18 protein-coding genes are annotated in these 20463 nt (G+C 64.4%); 11 read left to right on the top strand and 7 right to left on the bottom strand.

Features of this window, described 5'->3' with window-relative positions:
* The first annotated feature begins 170 nt into the window (after window positions 1–170).
* The 7 genes from E1956_RS39790 to E1956_RS39760 all read left to right on the top strand — a co-directional run bounded on the left by E1956_RS39790 (window position 171) and on the right by E1956_RS39760 (window position 9499).
* Window positions 171–1199: a helix-turn-helix domain-containing protein gene (locus tag E1956_RS39790; RefSeq protein ID WP_134758789.1), complete on the top strand. Its 1029-nt coding sequence runs from the start codon at window positions 171–173 to the stop codon at window positions 1197–1199.
* A gap of 178 nt (window positions 1200–1377) precedes the next feature.
* The gene (locus E1956_RS39785; RefSeq protein WP_134758788.1) at window positions 1378–1677 is read left to right on the top strand and encodes a hypothetical protein; all 300 of its coding nucleotides are present in this window, start codon (window positions 1378–1380) and stop codon (window positions 1675–1677) included.
* Window positions 1678–2129: 452 nt separating this feature from the next.
* Window positions 2130–3455: an MFS transporter gene (locus E1956_RS39780; RefSeq protein ID WP_418789368.1), complete on the top strand. Its 1326-nt coding sequence runs from the start codon at window positions 2130–2132 to the stop codon at window positions 3453–3455.
* Between the two features lie 429 nt (window positions 3456–3884).
* The gene (locus tag E1956_RS39775; protein ID WP_197733025.1) at window positions 3885–5438 is read left to right on the top strand and encodes an ABC transporter substrate-binding protein; all 1554 of its coding nucleotides are present in this window, start codon (window positions 3885–3887) and stop codon (window positions 5436–5438) included.
* 71 nt (window positions 5439–5509) lie between these two features.
* Window positions 5510–6709 carry a M24 family metallopeptidase gene (locus tag E1956_RS39770; protein ID WP_335930026.1) on the top strand — a complete coding sequence of 400 codons (1200 nt, stop codon included), beginning with the start codon at window positions 5510–5512 and terminating at the stop codon, window positions 6707–6709.
* A gap of 499 nt (window positions 6710–7208) precedes the next feature.
* Window positions 7209–9032, top strand: coding sequence for a S10 family serine carboxypeptidase-like protein (locus tag E1956_RS39765; RefSeq protein WP_134758784.1), 1824 nt, complete (start codon window positions 7209–7211; stop codon window positions 9030–9032).
* A 74-nt stretch (window positions 9033–9106) separates the two neighbouring features.
* Window positions 9107–9499 (top strand): 2-oxoglutarate dehydrogenase, encoded by a 393-nt coding sequence (locus tag E1956_RS39760; RefSeq protein WP_134758783.1) that lies wholly within the window; start codon window positions 9107–9109, stop codon window positions 9497–9499.
* 47 nt (window positions 9500–9546) lie between these two features.
* Here the strand turns inward: E1956_RS39760 and E1956_RS39755 are convergent, their stop codons facing one another.
* The 5 genes from E1956_RS39755 to E1956_RS39735 all read right to left on the bottom strand — a co-directional run bounded on the left by E1956_RS39755 (window position 9547) and on the right by E1956_RS39735 (window position 14628).
* On the bottom strand, window positions 9547–10326 hold the full coding sequence (locus tag E1956_RS39755; protein WP_134758782.1) for an ABC transporter substrate-binding protein: 780 nt from the start codon (window positions 10324–10326) through the stop codon (window positions 9547–9549).
* 66 nt (window positions 10327–10392) lie between these two features.
* Window positions 10393–11547, bottom strand: coding sequence for a pyridoxal phosphate-dependent aminotransferase (locus E1956_RS39750; RefSeq protein WP_134758781.1), 1155 nt, complete (start codon window positions 11545–11547; stop codon window positions 10393–10395).
* A 175-nt stretch (window positions 11548–11722) separates the two neighbouring features.
* A complete protein-coding gene (gene gcvA / locus E1956_RS39745) occupies window positions 11723–12610 on the bottom strand; it encodes a transcriptional regulator GcvA (protein WP_134758780.1) in 888 nt (295 codons plus the stop codon).
* On the bottom strand, window positions 12607–13584 hold the full coding sequence (locus E1956_RS39740; RefSeq protein WP_134758779.1) for a substrate-binding domain-containing protein: 978 nt from the start codon (window positions 13582–13584) through the stop codon (window positions 12607–12609). Before E1956_RS39740 ends, gcvA begins: the two co-directional genes overlap by 4 nt.
* 105 nt (window positions 13585–13689) lie before the next feature.
* A complete protein-coding gene (locus E1956_RS39735; protein WP_134758778.1) occupies window positions 13690–14628 on the bottom strand; it encodes a LysR family transcriptional regulator in 939 nt (312 codons plus the stop codon).
* Between the two features lie 185 nt (window positions 14629–14813).
* Here E1956_RS39735 and E1956_RS39730 point away from each other — a divergent pair, with 185 nt between their 5' ends.
* The 4 genes from E1956_RS39730 to E1956_RS39715 all read left to right on the top strand — a co-directional run bounded on the left by E1956_RS39730 (window position 14814) and on the right by E1956_RS39715 (window position 18726).
* Window positions 14814–15749: a hydroxymethylglutaryl-CoA lyase gene (locus E1956_RS39730; protein ID WP_134758777.1), complete on the top strand. Its 936-nt coding sequence runs from the start codon at window positions 14814–14816 to the stop codon at window positions 15747–15749.
* A 29-nt stretch (window positions 15750–15778) separates the two neighbouring features.
* Window positions 15779–16936 (top strand): CaiB/BaiF CoA transferase family protein, encoded by a 1158-nt coding sequence (locus E1956_RS39725; RefSeq protein ID WP_134758776.1) that lies wholly within the window; start codon window positions 15779–15781, stop codon window positions 16934–16936.
* A gap of 109 nt (window positions 16937–17045) precedes the next feature.
* Window positions 17046–18488 carry an MFS transporter gene (locus E1956_RS39720; protein WP_134758775.1) on the top strand — a complete coding sequence of 481 codons (1443 nt, stop codon included), beginning with the start codon at window positions 17046–17048 and terminating at the stop codon, window positions 18486–18488.
* A gap of 100 nt (window positions 18489–18588) precedes the next feature.
* Window positions 18589–18726: a DUF3079 domain-containing protein gene (locus E1956_RS39715; protein ID WP_134758774.1), complete on the top strand. Its 138-nt coding sequence runs from the start codon at window positions 18589–18591 to the stop codon at window positions 18724–18726.
* A gap of 113 nt (window positions 18727–18839) precedes the next feature.
* Here the strand turns inward: E1956_RS39715 and E1956_RS39710 are convergent, their stop codons facing one another.
* Together E1956_RS39710 and E1956_RS39705 are read right to left on the bottom strand one after the other, a co-directional pair.
* Window positions 18840–19229, bottom strand: coding sequence for an SRPBCC family protein (locus tag E1956_RS39710; protein WP_134758773.1), 390 nt, complete (start codon window positions 19227–19229; stop codon window positions 18840–18842).
* A gap of 141 nt (window positions 19230–19370) precedes the next feature.
* Complete coding sequence (locus tag E1956_RS39705; RefSeq protein WP_134758772.1) at window positions 19371–20432, bottom strand: DMT family transporter; 1062 nt, start codon at window positions 20430–20432, stop codon at window positions 19371–19373.
* Window positions 20433–20463: the final 31 nt, after the last annotated feature.

The raw sequence follows: 20463 nt of genomic DNA, 5'->3' as shown, positions 1-20463 counted from the left end.
ACGCCCGACGCCCGACGCATCGCCCCCGAATAGCCTCTAAAGTTCCGGGCTCATGCGACCGATATCCCGGTTATCGAGTGGAAGGATTCGTCCCAGCTCCGCCTGCGGCGCTTTCATCGAGCACTGGCCTCGACTCAATCCAGAAGTCGCGGCCCGAACCGAGGTGGCCCATGAGCCAAGCGCAGAACACCTTGCCTCATTCGCAATTCGATACCCACGGCTTGCCGCGGTCTCAGCAGTTCGCGGCGTGGCGCGAGGCGGTCAACGTCGTGTTCGATACCCAAACCATGGAGGCGCGGGACACCGGCTTCCAGACCAGCGTAAGCGCGTATCTGGTCGCGGACGTGGTGCTGGGATCGATACGCACGGGTGCGCAACGCTACGACCGCTCGAACGCGAAGATCGGGCGCGACGGCCACGACCAATACGTCTTGCAGTTCTATATGGGCGGCAGTTGCCGCGTGCGTGACGGCGCTCAGCAGTCGTGTACCCAGCCCGGCGACCTGTTCATCGTCGATGCGGCCCAGCCGCTTGCGACCGAGACCACGCGCAGCGAATTCCTGAATCTCGCGGTGCCGCGACGCCTGCTGGCTCCGCTGCTGAACACGCCGGACCAGCACAGCATGCGTGTGCTACGCGGCACCGAGCCCACGGTCGCGCTGCTTCGCGAGCACCTGGGCGCGCTCTACCGTCACGCGCCCCAGATGACGCAGGCGAGCGCCCTGGCCGTTCTGCCCGCGACCTTGCAGCTCGCCGCTTCGGCCATCAACGCCAGCGTGAATCCGGAGCACCAGCCGGCCGTTCAGCAGTGCGTCTTCGTTTCGATTTGCCGCTATCTGGAGGAGCACCTGAGCGCGCCGCAACTGAGCGTCGAGCAAGTGGGGTTCGCATTCGGCATCTCGCGGGCCACGCTGTACCGGCTGTTCGAGAAGGAAGGCGGGTTCGCGACGTACGTCCGGGAGCGACGCTTGCGCCGCTGCCGCGAGATGCTCGCCGACCCCGCGCGCAGCGCCATGTCGATTGCCGATATTGCCGCCGCGCACGGCTTCACGGACGCCGCGAACTTTGCCCGTGCATTCCGCCGCTCGATGGGCCTGTCTCCTCGCGCCGTACGCATGCTGGCGCTGAACGGCAATGCCGTGCCCGCGCAAAACGCCTCTGTGGATGACTGGCGCTACTGGATGTCCCTGATGCGTTGAGTCCGGTCCGCGCAGTTCGTGCTGGCGTTCGCGCCACGGTTCATGCGTGAGACATCGCAACAAGTATTTGAGACGTACGGACAGGTTTGGCTGTCACCCCCCTTACAATCGTTGCTCCCGCGTGCCGCCTCCTGCAAAGATGCCGGCATCTGCGAGATCGGCGCAGAACGGGGGCAAAATGAAAAAGAATCAGCGAAAGCCGCGGCAAGGCGGCTTGTATCATTACGAGTCGGCCTGGTCGCTCGAACTCGCGCGCGGCGCATCGCATATCGCCAGCACGCTTTCGGCGACGACGCTGCAAGCGGCCGTGCATGAAGTCGTGCAAGAGTTCGTCGCGGCGCAAGGCAGCGCGGAACTGGACGCCTTTTGCTGGCTACTGGCTGAGCGGCTCGACAGGCGAGGCTGTGCCGCGGGCGCGATGCAGGCGAGAGACCTCGATATGTCCCGCCTGATGCGGGAGCGGGTTGGCCAGGCGTGAGACAGAAAGAATCATAAAAGCGCCTGTGCCGCACATAGCATTGACACCCTGACCGGCCGCATTAAAGTCGAACCCGGATTCGGCAAATCGAAAATGCATGGCGTCGGCCCTATTGGCCAATATCCGTCACGCCTGTGCCATAAATCGAGCGAATTTGGGTTTCAACCAGGTGCCTTGATGCTCCGGTACAAATAAGCTGCAAGCTGTGCCGCATATCGACGCCTCCGGCGGCGGTTTGCTGCGTCTCGCGTGTTCCCGCGCCGCCAGAATGATGACGACGCAAGGATCTACGCCGGGGAGGCAGCATGCGCTTCGCATCGAGCGCGAGACATCGGCCATTTGCTTCCAATATGCTTACAAAAAGGGTGTGAGGTATTTCGATGTCAATAGAAAAATCCGCGGAAATCGCCGCCCGATTCGACCGGCTGCCGCCGTCGTTCACGGTCTGGTCGATGGTGATCCTGCTTTCGCTCGGCGGGGTATTCGAGTTTTATGACCTGTTCTTCACCGGCTATGTCGCGCCGGGCATGGTGCATTCGGGCCTCTTCACGCCCGAATCGCTCGGCTTCTTTTCCGCGCTCGGGCCGCTCAAGGTCGCCGGCTTCGGCACCTTCGTGTTCTCCACGTTCGCGGGGCTGTGGGTCGGCGCACTCGTATTCGGCCAGGTGGCCGACCGGTTCGGGCGCCGCATCATCTTCACGTGGTCGCTGATCTGGTACATCGCCTGCACGGCCATCATGGCGTTCCAGACGACCGGCATGGGGCTCAACATCTGGCGCTTCATCGCCGGCATCGGCATTGGCATCGAGCTGGTCACGATCGACACGTACATCTCCGAGCTGATCCCGAGCGCCGAGCGCGGCCGCGCTTATGCGGTCAACCAGTTCATCACGTTCAGCGTGGTGCCGGTGGTGGCGTTCCTCGCGTACATCCTGAAGGACACGCAGCCGCTCGGCCTCGACTACTGGCGCGTCGTGATTCTGATCGGCTCGGTGGGCGCGGTGGTGGTGTGGTTCCTGCGGCGCAACATTCCGGAAAGCCCGCGCTGGCTCGCGCGCCACGGCCGCGTGGATGAAGCGGAGCAGATCGTTGCCGAGATCGAGCGCCGCGTGTCCGCCGAAAAGGGCATTGCGTTGCCGCCGCCCGGAGCCATTCAGCTCGAAAAGGGTGGCCGCGGCTCGCTTGGCGAAGTGCTGCGCCCGCCTTACTTGCGCCGCACGGTGATTCTCTCGATCTTCAACATGGCGCAGGTGATCGGCTTTTACGGCTTCGCGGCTTGGGTGCCGACGCTCTTGATCGCGCGCGGCGTTCACGTGACGCAGAGCCTCGCCTACGCCTTCGTGATCGCGATCGCGAATCCGTTCGGCCCGCTCATTGGCGTCTGGTTCGCTGACAAGCTCGAGCGCAAGACGCAGATCGTCGGTGGCCTGCTGGTCATGGCGATCGTCATCGCGCTCTTCGCGCAGGCCTCGCAGCCGGGCGTGCTGATCGTGCTGGGCGTGCTCTTCACGCTGGCGTCGAACGTGATGTCCTATGCCTACCACGGCTATCAGGCCGAGCTTTATCCCACGCGCGTGCGCGCCCGCGCGGTGGGCTTCGTGTACTCGTGGAGCCGGATCGCCGCGGCTTTCGCGGGGCTCGCGATCGGCATTCTGCTGCATCACTACGGCGTGCCGGGCGTGGCGATCTTTATCGGCGTGGCCATGTTCGTGGGCATCGTGATGATTCTGCTCGGGCCGAATACGCGCGGCCTCTCGCTCGAAGATATCAGCCACTGAACGCATCAATGCCGCCGCGTGCCGCACTGTGATGCGGCGCGGCGGCGCGGCGCCACCCTCAGCGCCGCGCTTCTCGCGCAGACGCCGCAATTCGCTTCGGCGCCAACTTAAAAAGCTCGCCTCCAGACGGACTATCGCAGGACGCTGCCAGGCGTCCGACCGGCCCTTGATTGTGCAGATTTCGTCATTTACGGCGTAGAACGGCATCAAGACGCTGATTTTGTTCTTGTCGAAAATATCCAGTGAAGGATGCTGGAGATAAGGCATGGATTAAATCGGTGTCGTTCTTCTCTGGGCTGTCCATGGAAGATCCGGCAAAGCCAATAACGAATAATAAAGGAGGCAGCGTCGATGAAGCAGAACCCTGGCCGTCGGCCATCATTCAAGTACGCAAATGCGGTGGTCGCTGCAATCGTGACCTTCTCGGCAATGGCCGGCCATCACGTACGGGCTGCCGAGAGCACCCTGGTGTACTGCTCGGAGGGCAGCCCGGGAGGATTTGATCCGGCGCAGTACACGACTGGCACCGACTTTACCGCGAACACGTTCACTGTCTACAACCGCCTGGTCGAGTTCGAGCGCGGCGGCACCAAGGTCGAGCCCGGCCTTGCGCAATCATGGGACGTTTCCCCGGACGGCAAGACCTATACGTTTCATCTGCGCCACGGCGTGAAGTTTCAGACCACTGCGTTCTTCAAGCCCACGCGCGAGTTCAACGCCGACGATGTCGTGTTCACGTTCGACCGCATGCTCGATCCGAACAATGCGTTCCGCAAGGCCTACCCGGTGTCGTTCCCGTACTTCACCGACATGGGCCTCGACAAGCTGATCGCGAAAGTCGAGAAGGTCGATCCGTATACCGTGAAGTTCACGCTGAATGAGCCCAACGCGCCGTTCATCCAGAACGTGGCAATGGAGTTCGCCTCGATTTTGTCGGCGCAATATGCGGACCAGTTGTTGAAGGCCGGCAAGGCCGCCGACATCAACCAGTATCCAGTGGGCACAGGTCCTTTTATCTTCAAGAGCTATACGAAGGACGCGACCATCCGTTTCGATGGCAATCCTGATTACTGGAAGCCGGGCGCGGTGAAACTCTCGAAGCTGATCTTTTCGATCACGCCCGATGCCAGCGTGCGCGTACAGAAGCTCAAGCGCGACGAATGCCAGGTCATGAGCTATCCGCGCCCGGCCGATATCGGGCCGCTGAAGAGCAGCGCCGATATCGACGTTCCGTCGCAGCCGGGCTTCAACCTTGGCTATCTCGCGTACAACTTCGAGCGCAAGCCGTTCGACAAGGTCGAAGTGCGCAAGGCGCTCGACATGGCGATCAACAAGAAGGCCATTCTGGAGTCGGTGTATCAAGGCGCAGGGCAGGCCGCCACCGCGCCCATGCCACCGACGCAGTGGTCGTACGATCCGGGTCTCGAGGCCTCGTCCTATGATCCTGCCAACGCGAAGGCGTTGCTCACCAGGGCGGGCTTGCCAAACGGCTTTGAGATGACGCTCTGGGCGATGCCTGTCCAGCGTCCCTACAATCCGAACGCGCGTCTCATGGCCGAGATGATCCAGGCCGACTGGGCGAAGATCGGCGTGAAAGCGAAGATCGTCACCTATGAGTGGGGCGAGTACATCAAACGCGCACATGCAGGGGAGCAGGACAGCATGCTGATCGGCTTCACGGGCGATAATGGTGATCCGGACAACTGGCTGGGAACGCTGCTCGGTTGTGATTCTGTGCACGGCAACAATTTTGCGCACTGGTGCTACAAACCGTTCGACGATCTGGTCCAGAGGGGCAGGGCGGCAACGGATCTCAATGCGCGGACAAAAATCTATACGCAAGCGCAACAGATTTTCGCGCAGCAATTGCCATTCTCGCCGATCGCCAACTCGACGGTCTATCAGCCGGCACGCAAGAGCGTGGTCGACATGCGCATCGAGCCGCTCGGGTATGTGCGTTTCGATGGCGTTAGCGTGAAGTAGACCGCATTGTCGCGCAGTCCTCAACGAAACTGTTTGAAACTTATGTCATGGAGCGAAGTATGACTATCGGTGTGGGTGGGTCGAGCGCGGAAATCGAACTGGACAAGCTGCACGATATGACCCAGGGTGTGGCGCCGATTGGCAACGGCGAATATCTCGACCGAATCGCGCTCGCACAAAAGCTGATGCGGGACGCGGGTATCGACGCCATGCTGGTCGATGCCAACAGCAACATGCTCTATTTCACCGGAATTTCGTGGCACCGCAGCGAGCGGTTGGTGGCGGCGATCATTCCTGCCCGGGGAGAAGTCAGATACCTCGTGCCGGCTTTCGAAAAAGGCACTTTCGACAGCATGCTGAAGATCCCGGGAAAGATCGACCTCTGGGACGAACATGATGACCCCTGGCTGCACGCCATGCGGATCGTTCGGGAGATGGGCATCCACGCGGGTACGCTGGCGCTCGACGAGACCGCTCCCTTCCTGACCTACGAGCGACTGCGCGAGCACGCGGACGGTCTTGCGATCGTGGGTGCGGCCAGGATCACCACGGTTTGCCGCAGGAAGAAGTCGAGCACGGAAATCGCTTTGCTTCAGCGCGCGAACGACATGACGCTGCGTGTCCATCAGGCCGTTGCACGCATTTTGCGTGAAGGCATCAGTACTGGCGAAGTCGCCGAATTCATCGATAAAGCCCACCGCAAGGTGGGTGCGCGACGCGGCTCCACTTTCTGCATCGTTCTTTTCGGTGGCGACACGGCGTTCCCGCACGGTGTCAATGCGCCCAAGGCGCTCGAAGGCAACGACATGGTGTTGATCGATACCGGTTGCCAGTTGCACGGTTATTGCTCGGACATTACCCGGACCTACGTGTTCGGAACACCCAGTGACCGGCAGCGCGAAGTCTGGGAGCACGAACAGCAGGCGCAGCGCCGCGCGTTCGAAGCGGCGCAAATCGGCAAGACAGCCGAATCGGTCGATGCCGCAGTGCGCGAGTATCTCAAGAGCGTTGGCTACCGCGACAACTACGGGTTGCCGGGTTTGCCACACCGCACGGGGCATGGAATTGGCCTCGAACTGCACGAACATCCCTATCTGGTGAGAGGGAACAGCGTGCCGCTGGAGGAGGGCATGTGCTTCAGCATTGAGCCGATGCTGTGCGTGCCCGGCGAATTTGGCATCCGGCATGAGGACCATGCCTACATGACGCAAAGCGGTCCGCAATGGTTCACGCAGCCGGCAGCCTCAATCGACAATCCGTTCGACGAGTGATGCCGCGCCGGACTTTCCGGCACAGAGACGGATTTGACGAGCAGCACTTTCAGGGAGCGGCCCGGCGTAAGCCTGGCCGCTCTTTCACAATCGGCTTTTTCAAAATAAAAGTGTGCCGTTATACATGGCCGGGCGCATGCACGTATGCCTGATATGCGTATTGCGTAGTTAATGGCTGATATTAACGGCTCTAAAACTCTGTCTTGACAAAGCACTGCAACACCTTCTATTTTCTCTCTGCCACGATTCATTACTAAATATTTCACATGGGTATTCGGGGGAAACGGTACAAGTTTCCGGAATTACCTTATCCATATAGTTAGTTATCCGGAATAATTGCCGATTCGGTAAATTGAATTAAAACGGTCAGAAAATAGAAAGCTTATTGTCAGTCGCAGTGCGTCGGCGATTCCTGCATGTGCAGTCTGTTTTCCCTTATGCGTCTCCCCGGCGAAGGCGGCCTTTGTGTAGCGGTATTTCACCATTCACAGGGACAGAAATGAATCCAGACAGTAGCTCCAACAAGAGCCGTGTGCGCAGCATGGGCCGGCTAGCCATGCCCGGCGCGGTAATCGCCGGCGTGCTGATGCTCGCGGGATGCGGCGGCGGCGATGGCAGCACCGGGGCCGGTGCGAGCGCAATGAACCAGGTGGCCGCGAGCCAGCAGGCGCAAAACGGCAACCAGCAAGGGCAAAACGGCAACCAGCCTTATGTCGATCCCGTCGCCTATTCGCCCAATGCCACCGACGCCCTACCGCTGAACAAGGTCGCGGAGAAAGCGGCCGTCATGCATTATCAGTGGACCTCGGGCAAAACGACGATCAACTACACGACCACAACGGGCCATTTGACGGCCTCGAATCCGAACGGCACGCCTGAAGCGACGATGTCGTATGTCGCCTACACCGCACCGAGCACGAACGGCGCGCCGCGGCCCGTCACCTTCATCTATAACGGCGGGCCGGGCTCGTCGTCGATCTGGCTGCGGCTCGGTTCGTTCGCGCCCACGCGTGTCGCCACGCCCGACCCGCTGATGACGAACTGGCCGAATTTCCCGCTCGTCAACAATGCGGAGAGCCTGATCGATACCACCGACATGGTGTTCATCGATCCCCCGGGCACGGGCCTCTCGGAGGCGATTGCACCGTACACGAACCAGAGCTTCTGGGGCTGCGATCCGGACGTCAACGTGATGCGCGATTTCATCATGCGCTATCTGGCGGCCAACAACCGCAGCGCCTCGCCCATCTATCTCTACGGTGAATCGTATGGCACGCCGCGCACGGATATGCTCGCGCTCGCGCTCGAGACTGCTGGCGTGAAGCTCACGGGCATCGTGCTGCAGTCGTCGATTCTCAATTACTTCGCCGATGCGATCGAGGCCACGGCCATCACGGCTTCGACCGAGGGTCTCGCGCTCGATACCGATACGCTCGCGGGCTACTACCCGGGCTATGCCGAGGTGGCCGCGTACTTCAACCAGGTGTCGCCGCCGCTGATCGATCAGGGGCTCTTTGCTTATCAATCGGAGGTCTTCGCGACGGGCCAGTACAACCACTTCGGAAAGTACGCGCAATCGTGGGTGCTGAGCCAGCTCGGCATTCCGGATGCGCTCGGCACGCCCGTGTTCCCGGCGCAGCGCACGCTCGACTCCTGGCGTTGGCCATCGAGCCTGACACTGCAGGCGCTGCAGGGCTACTTCAACGCGAATCCGTTCAATCTCGAGCTGCTCCCGGGCACCACCATCGGCCGTTACGACGGACGCGTGTCCTTGCCCAATTCGGATCCGCGCTTGCAGAACGATGGCGACCCGTCGGACATTCTGATTTCGCAGCCGTTCACGACCGCGCTGGCGACGCAGATGCCGGACTATCTGGGCTACCGTGCGCCCAATGCGACGTATATGCCGCTGAACGACAACATCATCAACGTCTGGGACTTCTCGCACGACGGTCAGCCGCTGCCCGACACGCTGCCTGATCTGCTGGGCGCGATCCAGCTGAACCCGCAGTTGCAGGTGCTCTCCGAAAACGGCTATCACGATCTCGCCACGCCGTTCTTCAATACGGAGAAGCAGCTCGCGCGCCTGCAAACGGTTCAGGGGCTGGCGCCTAACCTGCAGGTCAACTTCTTCCAGGGCGGACACATGATTTATCTGGACGATGTGGCGCGCCCGAAGATGAAGGCCGATCTCGCGAAGTATTACGCCGGACAGCCCATTCCGCTGGCGCTTTCGCTCTGGACGCTGCCCGCTCCGTGGTCCGACGAGAGCCCGGCAGGTACGCCTACGACGGCCACTGCGCAGGCCACGGCAACGCAGTAAGCTTGAGCAACGGGTCGCCGCGGAGCCGGGGACCCGATGCTCACCTTCACGCACACCTTTGAATGCGAGTGATCATGTCCGAATTCGATAAACTGTGGCGCCTCGTGCCGCTCCTCGTGCTCGCTGCCCTGTTTGGCAACGCGCAGGCGGCCACTCAGGCCGTGGCACCCGTCACGCTCCCGCAAGGCGGGCACGGCGTGGACGGTCCGTTTTTCCCTACCAACCGTCCGATGCCCGTGACGCCATCCACCGGAACGCAATTGCAACAAGAGGCGCAAAAGCGCATTGAAGCGCGACTAGGCGCGAATTCGGTGCTGAGCAACGGTGCCTCGATTACGAAGGCACAGGCGCAAAGCAGCGGCCTCGGCTATATCGCGCAGCACTTCGACCAGATCGACACGGCGCATACGGGCCGCGTCTCGATGAGCGACGTGCGGCAGTATCTGCAGCAGCAAAAGCAGCAGTAAAGTCCAGTGCGGATCGGCGCTGTATGGCTTAGCCGATCCGCCATCCCTTACTTCGGCGAGACGTCGATATCGCCGAAATACTTGCGCGCGAGCGACGCAACCGTGCCATCGGCTTCGAGCTTCGCGATGGCCGCATTCAGGCGCTGGCGCAGTGCATCGTCGCCTTTGCGCAGACCGAACGCGATGCCGCTGCCGAGGATCGCGTCGTCGCGCACCGGCGCGCCAACAAACGCGAAGCCCTTGCCGTCGGGGCGGGAGAGAAAGCCCGTCTGGCCGGCGGGCGCGAGCAGCAGCGTCGCGTCGAGGCGGCCCGCCGCGAGATCGGCGTAGATCTGGTTCTGGTCCTGGTACGCCACGACGCTCACGCCTTCCGGCTCCCAGTGCGCCTTTGCATAGGTTTCCTGAATAGACGATTGCAGCACGCCCACGCGCTTGCCCTTGAGCGACGCCGGGGTGGGCGTGAGGCCGCTGTCGCTGCGGGCGATCAGGCGGGTAGGGACGCGATAGATCACCGTAGTGAAGTCGATGGCCTCGCGGCGCTTGGCCGTGGCGTTCATCGCCGAGTTGATGGCGTCGAACTTGCGGCCGTTGAGCGCGGGAATCAGCCCGTCGAACGAGGTCTCGACCCACTTGCAGGTGAGGTGCGTGGCCGCGCACACGGCATTGCCGATGTCGATGTCGAAGCCCTGCAGGCTGCCGTCGGCGGCCTTGGATTCGAAGGGCGGATATTGCGCCTCCAGGCCGAAACGCAGTGCCGTCGTATCCGCGAACGCCGGAACGGCGGCACAGGCGCAGGCGAGTGCGAGCAACATCTTGGATAGCTTCATGGTGATCTCCTTGCGATGGTTGTCGTTTGATGTCCGCATAACCGGCTCAGAATGGCCCGGGGCCGCTCAGATTGCGCACAGCCGGCGCGCGCCTTCGAGCAGGGTGGCGTCGTCCTTCGAAAAGCTCAGGCGGATGAGGCCGTCGTCGGTGCCGTCCGTGTAAAACGCGGAGAGCGGAATGGTCGCCACGCGCGCGTCGCGTATCAGGCGCAGCACGAAGTCGCTGTCACGTTCGCTGGAAAAGGCGCGAAAGCGCGCGAGCAGAAAGAAGCTGCCGGCGCTCGGCAGCAGCTCGAAACGCGAGCCGGCCAGCGCGTCCACCAGCAAGTCGCGCTTGTGCTGGTAGAACTCGCCCAGGCCGAGATAAGTCGCCGGCTCGGCGAGCGCTTCGGCAAACGCGTATTGCATTGGCGTATCGGCGGAGAACATCATGAACTGATGGACTTTGCGGATCTCTTCCATCAGCTCGGCGGGCGCGAGGCAATAGCCGACGCGCCAGCCCGTCACGTGATACGACTTGCCGAACGACGAGACGATCACGCTGCGCTCGGCTAGTTCGCGGTGCCGTGCCATGCTCTGGTGCTGCGCGCCGTCGAACACGACATGCTCGTAGACTTCGTCGGAGAGGATCACGATATCGGTGTTGCGCGTGAGCGCTTGCAGGCGCGCGATGTCGTGCTCGTCGAAGATCGTGGCCGTGGGATTGTGCGGCGTGTTCACGATGATCATGCGCGTTCTCGGATTGATCGCGGCGGCGACCTCGTCCCAGTTCACGCGGAAATCCGGCTGCGCGAGCTTGATCGCCACGGGCGTCGCGCCCTGCAGGCGGACGATCGGCGCATAGCTGTCGAACGATGGCTCGAAATAGATGACCTCGTCGCCCGCGTGCACGAGCGCGCTGATCGCGGAGTAGAGGCCCTCGCTCGCGCTCGCCGTCACCGTGACTTCGTCGGCGGGGTCGTAATGCGCGCCGTGCAGCGATGCGAACTTGGCGGCCAGGGCTTCGCGCAGCGTGTGAATGCCCGCCATCGGCGCGTACTGGTTGTGGCCCGCGCGCATCGCGGCGGCGACATTCTCGACGAGCCGCGCATCGGGCTCGAAATTGGGCGCGCCTTGCGAGAGATTCAGTGCGTCATGCTCGGCGGCGAGTTGACCGATGACGGTGAAGATCGTCGTGCCTACGTCGGGCAGTTTCGAGCGTATGCGAGCGGCGCTCTGCATGAGTGGGTTCTCCCTTGGGGGCGGCGTCATGGCCGACGGCGTAATCGAAAGCGTCCATTTAGCCCAAAGCGCACCGCCGCGGCAATCGAATAATTCTCATGGCGGCCATGCATTTGCCTCATGGCGCGCTTTTCACGCGCCCAGCCAGCGCCCGCAAGCATCCCTGGAATGCCCGTCAGCCGGCGCCGGAGCGCTCGCGATCCTGCTCGATCCACTCGCTGAAGCGCTGGACCTTCTGCTGCTGCGCGACGCACTCGGGGTAGACGAAATAGTAGCGCCAGCCCGTCGCCACGGCCAGATCGAAGGGCATCACGAGCCGGTTCGCGGCGAGATCCTCGCCCGCGAGCGTGCGGTCGCCAATGGCCACGCCGAAGCCTTGCATCGCGGCGCTGGTGGCGAGGTCGAGCGACTCGAACGTGGGGCCCGCGTGGGCGTTGACCTGCTGCGCGCCCGCTTGCGTGAGCCACAGCTTCCAGTCGCGGTGGTCGCGCGTCGGGTGCAGCAGGGTTTGATGCGCGAGGTCGTCGGCCTGCGCAATGGGGCGCTTTTCCAGCAACTCCGGCGCGCACACGGGCGTGAGGTATTCGTCGAACAGCAGCACCGCGTGAACACCCGCGCCCGGTGCGGGCGCATAGACGATGGCGGCGTCGAACGGCTCGGCCTGAAAATCTGCTTCGTGCTGCCAGGTAGTCGTGATCTGAACCTGAAGATCGGGATGCTCGGCCTGGAAGCGCATGATGCGCGGCAGCATCCAGCGCATGACGCAGGTGGGCACCTTGAGCGCCAGTTCGGTGCGCTGGCGCGTGAGGCGCATCGAGGCCTCTTCGATGCGCGCGAAGCCGTCGCGCACGGCGGGCAGCAACTGCTCGCCCTCGGGCGTGAGCGTGAGCCCCTTGGGCGTGCGCCGGAACAGCGGCAGCCGGTAGTACTCTTCGAGCGCGAGGATCTGCCGGCTCACGGCGCCTTGCGTGAGGCACAGGTGCTCGGCCGCGCGCGTGAAGCTGCCGTAGCGGGCAACGGTCTCGAAGATCTGCAGGGCGTTCAGGGGCGGAAGGTGTCTCATGCTGCGTGGCCGGCCTGAAGGTTGTCCTTCGTGACGAGCACGACGGGTGTTTCGATGAAGTCCGAAAGATCGTCCTGGGTCTGTTGCTCGACATGGGCCTGCATGGCCACGTCGAGGCCGTAGACGGCCTGCTTGGCAGCGAACTGGTCGAGCGTGGCGAGCACCTGGCCTTTCTTGATGAGGGGTTTGATGGCGTCGTCGTCGTTGAAGCCTGTGACAAGGACGTGGCCGCTCAACTGCGCCGCGCGCACGGCATCCACGGCGCCGCGCGCCATATTGTCGTTTGCGCAGAGCAAGGCGCGCATGCCGGGGTGCGCCGCGAGCATCGCGGCGGCTGCGAGGCGGCCTTTGCCGTATTCCCAGTCGCCGGGCGCGACGGCCACGATCTCGACATGCGCGGCCTGCATCGCATCGCGGTAGCCGGCGTTGCGCTGCTGCGCGTTGCGCGCGCCGTGCACGCCTTCGATGATGCCAACCCGGTCGCCCGGCCGCAAACGATGCGCGAGATACTCGCCCACGAGCCGCGCGGCGCGCCGGTCGTCGGGGCCCACATAGGGCACGCGGATGCCCGCCGCGGAGAGCGCGTCGGCGTCGAGCGGATTGTCGATCGCCAGCGTGAGGATGCGTTGCTGCACGCTGCGGCGCGCGGCCGGCACGAGCGCGCGCGAATCGGCGGGCGCGATCACGATGGCGTTCACGCGCTGGGCGATCAACGCGTCGATGAGGCGGATCTGGCCATCCGAGTCGGTCTCCGCCGTGACGCCTTGCACCAGCAGCGTGAACGGGTAGGGGGCGTGCGCCTGAAAGACCTTCGCGGCGGCGACCATGGTCTGCGTGTAGGCATCCGGGAGGCCCTTGAGCACCAGCGCGATGGTGAAGTTGCGCGTCGCGCCGCTGCTGGAGCGCGTGAGCGCGGCACCGATTGCGCCCAGCAGGCTCGCAATGACGACGCGGCGGCGTTTTTCATCAGGCATGGCAAAGGCGGCGGCTTGGGGCGCGAGAGTCGAGGAGTCGATCGGGGAATGCTGGAAGTGTAAACGACGCACGGGGCTTCGGCGTGCCATTCGTGAGGCGGCGCCTCAGTCTCGCGTCTCGTTGGCGTCGCGAGCCTCCGGCGCCGCCTGGGCCCGCGCGACGAGATGCTCGACCATGCGCTGGGCGGCGGGCTGCAATGCGTCGAACTCGCGAAAGCAGACGATGAAGCGCCGCCGCGCCCACGCATCGTCAAGCGCGATCATGCGTACGTTCATGATGCGCGCGTAGGTCTGGCCGACCTCCTGCGGCACGACGCTGATGCCCAGATTGGCCGCGACCACGCGGAACGCCGCATCGAAGTTCGACACGGTCGCGCGATAGTCGATGCTGCGCCCGCTGCGCGCCGCCGAGCGCTGCAACAGCGTATGCACGGCCGTGGACGGCGGCAGGCCCACGTGCTCATAGTCGAGCGTATCGGCGAACGCGACGCGCTTGCGGCGCGCGAGCGGGTGGTCGGGATGCACCGCGAGCGCGAGCCGGTCCTCGCGCCAGGGGCGCGACTCCAGGCCGGCAAGCTCCACGTTGTCCCAGCACACGCCCACCGACGCCACGCCATCGCGCACGCGCTGCACCAGCTCGCTGGAGGTGCGCTCGTCCACGTTCACGCGGATGTTCTGGTGCGCCGGCATGCGCATGAACGAGGCGAGATCGTCGAGCAATGCTTCGGCGATGGCCGATGCGGAGGCGCACACGCTCACGCTGCCGCGCAATCCGCTGCCGAATGCGGCGATGTCGCCGAGCGCGCGCTCGAGCGTGAAGATCACGCTGCGTGCGTGCTCGAGGAGCGCGACGCCGGCCGGCGTGGGCTGCACGCCGCGCCGCGAGCGCGTGAGGAGCGGCACGCCGAGGCTGGCCTCCAGTTGCGCGATGCGCTTGCTGATTGCCGAAGGCTCGATGTGCTCGTCGCGCGCGGCGCGGCCCATGTTGCCGTGCTCGCACACGGCGACCAGCAATCGCAGGGTCTTGATGTCGATGTCATGCATGGGTGCTGCTCCGTCTCGCTCCACGAGGCTTCCGGTCCGCCTGGCTGCCGAACCGTTATGTTTCCGGTTCGGAATGTCATCGGTTCCGAAATACCGCTTTATGTATCCTGGGGAATGGCTAAAGTTAGCACATCGCCGGCCCGCCATGAACCGGCGTATTGACCTGCAGCTTATGGAGACCCTTCATGCCCTCATTCCCCGAGCGCGCCGTCATCCGTGAAGTCGGCCTGCGCGACGGCCTGCAAAGCATCCAGACCGTGCTGCCGACCGCGCGCAAATGCGAGTGGCTGCGCGCGGCGCACGCCGCCGGCCTGCGCGAGATCGAGGTGGGCTCGTTCGTGCCCGCCCGCTTGCTGCCGCAGCTGGCCGATACGGCCGAGCTCGTCGATTTCGCGCGGCGCCTGCCGGGCCTGTTCGTCTCGGTGCTGGTGCCCAATCTCAAGGGCGCCGAGCGCGCGCTCGAAGCCGGCGCCGACCTCATGCTCGTGCCGCTTTCGGCGAGCGAGGCGCACAGCCTCGCGAACCTGCGCAAGACGCCCGACGAAGTGGTTGCCGAAGTCGCACGCATGCGCGCCGCGCGCGACGCGTCGGGTGCGAAGACGCTGATCGAAGGCGGCATCGGCACGGCGTTCGGCTGCACCTTGCAGGGGCGCGTGCGCGCGCAGGACGTGCTGCGCTACATGCAGGCGCTCCTCGACGCGGGCGCCGACCGCGTGAGCCTCGCCGATACGGTCGGCTATGCGAACCCGGCCGTCGTGCGCGAGCTGTTCAGCGAGGCGCGCGCGATCGCGGGCGAGCGGCTCTGGTGCGGCCACTTTCACGACACGCGCGGCCTTGCGCTCGCCAACGTCTATGCCGCGCTGGAAACGGGCGTCACGCGCTTCGATGCCTCGCTCGCGGGCATCGGCGGCTGCCCGCACGCGCCGGGCGCGAGCGGCAACGCCGCGAGCGAGGATCTCGCGTTCATGCTGGCCGACATGGGCATCGAGACCGGCATCGACATCGAGGCGCTGCTCGCCCTGCGCGCGCAAGTGGCGCAATGGCTCGAGCACGAAACGCTGCACGGCACGCTCTGGCGCGCGGGGCTGCCGAAGACGTTTCGTGCCGCTCACCCAAACTGATCATACTGGTTCGTCATCCTGAGGTTCATATGGACACAGCAAAGCGGCTTCCGCTAGACGGCGTGCGCGTCGTCGAATTCACGCACATGGTCATGGGCCCGACGTGCGGCATGATCCTCGCCGATCTCGGCGCGGAAGTCATCAAGATCGAGCCGCCCGGCGGCGACAAGACGCGCAATCTGCCCGGACTCGGCATCGGCTTTTTCCGCTCGTTCAACCGCAACAAGAAGAGCGTCGTGCTCGACATCAACACGGAAGCGGGGCGCGCGGCGGCCATCGAACTGATCGGTCAGAGCGACGTGATGCTGGAGAACTTCCGCCCGGGTCTGATGAACAAGCTCGGACTCGACTACGCTACGCTTGCGCAGCGCTATCCGCACCTCATCTACGTTTCGCACAAGGGCTTTCTTCCGGGGCCCTATGAGAACAGACTCGCGCTCGATGAAGTCGTGCAGATGATGGGCGGCCTCGCGTACATGACAGGGCCGGCGGGCAGGCCGCTACGTGCCGGCACCTCGGTCAACGACATCATGGGCGGGATGTTTGGCGCGATTGGTGTGCTGGCAGCGCTGCGCGAGCGCGATGCGACCGGGCGTGGCCAGGAAGTGCAGAGCGCGCTCTTCGAGAATTGCGTGTTCCTGAGCGCGCAGCATATGCAGCAATACGCGATGACGAAAGAAGCGCCGCCGCCCATGCCGTCCCGCGTTTCGGCGTGGAGTGTATACGACGTGTTCACGCTCGCCGAAGGCGAGCAGCTGTTTATCGGCGCCGTGAGCGACAAGCAGTTCGTGACGCTCTGCGATGTGATTGGTTGTCCGAAACTTGCCGAGGAGAAGCAGTACGCCACCAATGCTTCACGCGTGGCCGTGCGGCCCGAATTGCTCGCGCGCCTTGGCGAAATCCTGAAGGCGCTGCACGTGAGCGAATTGACGCCGCGGCTCGAAGAGGCCGGCATTCCCTATGCGCCAATCGTGCGCCCGGACCAACTGTTCGACGACCCGCACCTGCGGGAAAGCGGCGGACTCGCGCCGATGCAAACCGATGACGGCGAGAGCACCGAAGTCGTGCTGCTCCCGCTCCTGATGGATGGCCGCCGCCCTGGCGTGCGCCAGCCGCTCGCGAAGGTAGGCGAGCACACGGAGGAAGTGCTCGCGCGGCTCGGCGGTGCGCAAGCGCGGCAGCCGTAACGGCGCCCGGCCGCCGCCATTCAACGCGGGCCGAAGAACCTCGCGCAAGCACGCATAACGAAGCCCTTGCGACAGCGATGCCGCAAGCAGGGCGGACACGGAGACAGACATGCAACGAACCCTCACCACGGACGAGGTGGCTGGCGCTCGCCCGCAAGCGGCCGCCGCCGGGCACGCGGCGGCGCAGGCCTTGTCCGCGCGCCTCGACCGGCTGCCCGTCACGCGGCAGCTATGGAAGCTCATTCTGCTGATCTCGCTGGGCGGCTTCTTCGAGGTCTACGATCTCATCTTCACGGGCTACATCGCGCCGGGGTTGGCGAAGAGCGGGCTGCTGCACACCACCACGTCGAGCTTCTTCGGCTTCAACGGCATCGGCGCGTTCGTGGCCGCGACCTTCGGCGGCCTCTTTGTGGGGACGTTGTGCTTCGGCTGGCTGCCCGATAAATTCGGACGTCGAAGTGTTTTCACGTTCTCGTTGCTCTGGTATTCGTTCGGCTCGGTGCTGATGGCGATGCAGCATTCGCCAGAAGGCCTGATCCTGTGGCGCTTCATTACGGGGATTGGCGTGGGCATCGAGATCGTCACGATCGACAGCTACGTCACGGAGATGGTGCCGCAGCAGATGCGCGGCCGCGCCATGGCGTTCAATCAGGCCGTCATGTTCGCCGCCGCGCCGGCTTCGGCGCTGCTCTCGTGGTGGCTCGTGCCCATCGCGCCACTCGGCTTCGACGGTTGGCGCTGGGTCGTGCTTGCCGGCGCGCTTGGCGCCGTGCTGGTGTGGTTCGTGCGCCGTGCGGTGCCGGAGAGCCCGCGCTGGCTCGCCACCCACGCGCGCGTTGAAGCGGCCGAGCGCATCATCGCGGGGCTGGAGCAGGCCGCGCGGCGCGAGAGCGGCCGCGACTTGCCGCCGCCTGCGCCCGTGCCCACGCCGCCCACGCACCGGCGCGCGTCGCTCGCCGAGCTGTGGCGGCCGCCTTATCGTGCGCGGCTCATCATGCTGATCGCGTTCAATCTGTGCCAGGCCGTTGGCTACTACGGCTTCGCGAACTGGGTGCCGACGCTCCTGATCGGGCAGGGCGTGACCGTCACGAAGAGCCTGCTGTACGCCTTCGTGATCGCCATCGCCTTGCCGTGCGGCCCGCTGCTCGCCATGCCGGTGGCCGACCGGATCGAGCGCAAATGGCTCATCGTCGGCTCGGCGTTTGCCGTCGTGGTGTTCGGACTGTTGTTCGCGCAGGCCCGCGGCACCGCGGCGCTGATTGGGCTCGGCATCCTGATCAGCCTCGCCGGGCAGACGATCTCGGTCTGCTATCACGCCTACCAGGCGGAGCTCTTTCCCACCTGGGTGCGCTGCCGCGCGAACGGCGTCGTCTATTCGGCGAGCCGCGTGGGCGCGACGATGTCGGGCTTCATCATCGCCGCGCTGCTACGTGACTTTGGCGTGCATGGCGTGTTTGCCGGCATCACGCTTTGCATGCTCGTGGTGATGGTTTCCATTGGCGCATTCGGTCCGCGAACCAATGGCGTTTCGCTCGACGAATTGTCGAGCTGAAGGCGATGTGCGCGGCTAAAAGTGCAACTAACTGCCAGCCCAGCGCTGCGCCAACCAATCCGCACGTGTGGTGGCAAACGACCAGGCACGTCGATACACCATGTCGGGCAGGGCGGGTCTAGTCCAGAAAGGAATGCGGCAATGCGCCTCTGGACCGCTCAGTTTCGGAAACGGCTCGTCGCGCACGCAACATCCGATCGAATTGCTTAGCGAAGACTGGCTGGAATACGGCGACTGAGGTTTCGATACGTCCGAAGACGACGCATCAGCGAGCACTAGCGGCCAACACTGAAGTCACGCACACCGAAAACGCGAGCGCATTTGCGCTCGCGATTGCATTTACATCCGCCCTCATCGCGCTAAATTGCGCTGAGCTGCCGCGCAGCCGGCGTCCATCAGCGGTTCGACCATGGCGCGCCGTTCATCCGGCAGAAAATCACTGATCCACACCATGCGGCAGCGTCCACCGGCTTCCGCCACGATTTGCATCGAAGCGGCGTGCTGTTCGAAGTTCGGCCCGCAGACCGTGTAGGCCACGCGCATATGCGCGTCGTCCACGGCGACGATCCGCTCCTGCACCACGCTGCCGTTAGCAAACGTCACGGTGCGCAGGTCGCCGTCAACGTGAGCGTCGGTTAGCACGCCTGCGAACACGCGCGCGATGTTGCGCGAATCGCGCAGCGTCTCCCAGGCCCGGGCCGCATCGGTTTCGAGGGGAATCTCACGGTAGAGGGAAGCCATCGCGTTGTCTCCATATCAGCCATGCCTGCATGCAGGCGTCGTGAGGATTGTGCGCGCGGGCCCGTTAATGCACCTGGGGAAAATTGCTGTCCGTGTGCCGCGTGGTGTCAACAGGCGCTTCGTGGGCCGCCATTGACGCCCTCAATGCGAATGCCGATGATGCACATCCGGGTAATGCGCGTGCGTGTGCGTGAGCGGCACGTGGCGATGCGCATGGGTGTGGGGCTCGGTGCCGTCCCAGGCGAAGTCGTGCTCGTGCTGATGGTGCGCATCATGCCGGTGCCGATGCGTATGGTCCAGCGCCTCATGCGTGTGCGCGTGCTCGTGGCGTTCGCGCACGTGCAGCCAGACACCCAGTGCCATGAGCGCGAGGGCGATCCAGAACGTAGTCTCCGGACGCTGCGGCCAGAGCAGCAGCGAGAGCGCGACGCCGAACAGCGGCGCCACCGAGAAATACGCGCCCGTGCGCGCCGTGCCCAAATTGCGCAGCGCGACCACGAACAGCACGAGGCTCACGCCGTAACCGGCGAAACCCACGACCAGCGCGCCCGCGAGGCGCCCGCCGTCGGGCCAGTGCGCGCCCAGCCAGAACGCGACGGCCAGATTCACGGGGCCCGCGACCACGCCCTTGAGGCAGGCGATCGTCATGGCGTCGTTGGCGGAGACCTTGCGCGTCAGGTTGTTGTCGATGGCCCAGCACAGGCTGGCGAGCGCCACGAACAGCGCGCCCGGCGCGATGCCCGTGTGCGGCCCGCTCCACGAGAGCAGCACGCCGCCCGCGACGATGGCCACCATGCCCAGCGCGATCTGCGCGTCGAAGTTCTCGCGGAAGCAGACCCACGCGATGAGCGCAGTGAGCACGCCTTCGAGATTGAGCAGCAGCGAGCTGGTGGCGGCGGGCGTCGTGACGAGCCCGAGCATGAGCAGCGCCGGGCCGGCCACGCCGCCCGCGAGGATCGCGCCCACGAGCCATGGCAGTTCGGCCAGACGCAGCGGCGCGTGCGCGGGCGGCTCGTCCGCGCGGCGGCGCAGGCGCCGCACGAGGATGACGAGGGCGAGCCCTGCGCCGCTGCCCAGATAGAAGAGGCCCGCCACCATGAAGGGCGGGAGCGTGCCGAGCAGCGCCTTGGCGAGTGGCGTGGCCACGCCGAACAGCGCGGCGGCCAGCAGCGCCGTGGCAATGGCGTGAAGATGCGATTTCATGGCGGTCCTGCGTTTTGTACGAGCGTTGGTT

It is taken from the genome of Paraburkholderia pallida (genome assembly GCF_004524855.1).
GTDB lineage: Bacteria > Pseudomonadota > Gammaproteobacteria > Burkholderiales > Burkholderiaceae > Paraburkholderia > Paraburkholderia oxyphila.
The sequence above is the reverse complement of the archived record's forward strand: the minus strand, read 5'-3'. Positions and strand labels throughout refer to the sequence as shown.